The organism is Mesorhizobium sp. M2C.T.Ca.TU.002.02.1.1 (genome assembly GCF_003997225.1).
Genome location: NZ_RZTO01001135.1, coordinates 1 through 1489, shown reverse-complemented (window position 1 = coordinate 1489; position 1489 = coordinate 1). Strand labels below are relative to the sequence as shown.

The 1489-nt window shown below is 64.5% G+C and carries 2 protein-coding genes; one reads left to right on the top strand and one right to left on the bottom strand.

From position 1 onward, the window contains the following. Positions 1-1248, bottom strand: a 1248-nt coding sequence (locus tag EOD07_RS34090; protein ID WP_164772827.1) for a DEAD/DEAH box helicase, incomplete at its 3' end; no start/stop codon positions are given. A 41-nt stretch (positions 1249-1289) separates the two neighbouring features. Here EOD07_RS34090 and EOD07_RS38280 point away from each other — a divergent pair. Further along, positions 1290-1489 (top strand): hypothetical protein (locus EOD07_RS38280; RefSeq protein ID WP_206519650.1); only part of this gene is annotated, 200 nt, incomplete at its 3' end.

Below are 1489 nucleotides of genomic sequence, written 5' to 3'. Positions count from 1 at the left end.
GCCATGATGCTCGCGGTCATTGGCCGGCTCGAAATGACGCTCGGTCTTTTCCCTGGGATCGCGCTGCGGATCCGGGCTGCCGAGATGATCGGCAACGACCGGCAGCTTCATGCGGATGATGCGCTCGACCTGCCGCAGCTTGGCATTCTCCGAAGGATCGCAAAGCGTGATCGCGATGCCGTCCCTGCCGTTGCGGCCGGTGCGGCCGATGCGATGGACATAGCTTTCCGCTTCGTCCGGCAGATCGAAATTCACGACATGGCTGATGCCGGGCACGTCGATGCCGCGCGCGGCGATGTCGGTGGCAACCAGGATGCGAACCGAGCCCTCGCGGAAATCGTTGAGCGCCTTCTGGCGAGCGTTCTGCGACTTGTTGCCGTGGATGACGGCGGCGTCGAAACCGTCGCGTACAAGATCCTTGGTGACGCGGTCGGCGCCGTGCTTGGTGCGTGAGAACACGATCACCGTGCGCATCGCCTCGTCGGCCAGCATCTTTGACAGCACCTGGCGCTTCTGTTTGGTGCGGGCAAGCACCACGCTCTGCACGATCTCGGCCGCCGTCGTGCTCTGCGGCGAGACCTCGATGCGGACCGGATCCTTCAACAGGCCCTTGGCCAATTCGGCGATCTCGTTCGGCATGGTGGCCGAGAACAGCGCCGTCTGCCGATCCGGCGCGGTCGCCTTGGCGATGCGCTTGACGTCGTTGATGAAGCCCATGTCGAGCATGCGGTCGCCCTCGTCGAGGACGAGCCATTTGGTGTCGGCAAGGATCAGATCACCCTCGCGCACCAGGTCGGTCAACCGGCCAGGCGTTGCGATCAGGATGTCGACGCCAGGCGCGATCTTCTTAACCTGGCTGAAGCGCGAGACGCCGCCGAGCACGAGCGCGGTCGAGATATGCGCGCCCTTGGCGAGCAGCTTGATCGTGTCCTCGATCTGAACGGCGAGCTCGCGGGTCGGCGCCAGGATCAGCGCGCGGGCCGTCTTCGGCCGTCGCTTGGTGCCGAGGCCGATGATCTTCGACAGGATCGGCAGCGCGAAGGCCGCCGTCTTGCCCGAACCGGTCTGGGCGATGCCGAATATGTCGCGGCCTTCGAGCTGCGGCGGGATCGCCTGCACCTGAATCGGCTTCGGCTCGGCGAAGCCCGCGGCAAGCGTGGCCTTCAGCAGCGCACCGCTGATGCCAAGGGCCGCGAAACCGGAGAGTTCCCCAGCGTCGTTGCTGGGGATAGTGTTTTCGTTGGTCAAAATTATCTTCTTTCAGGCGGCGCAATCGCCGCAAACGTCGAATGGCGGCAGGGCGCAACCTGCCGTCGAAACAATCATCAGGAAACGACAAGGCGGCGGACGGGAAACGTCCGCGCGGCTGCGCTGTCGTGCCCGCGGGCTTCATGCCCCGGGGCTTTTTCGCCGTCTTGCCGATCGGCCGTGGCCGACTTGAAAGAGGGAAAACAGACGCAACCAGTCTCATTCGTGGAGAAAGCCGGAC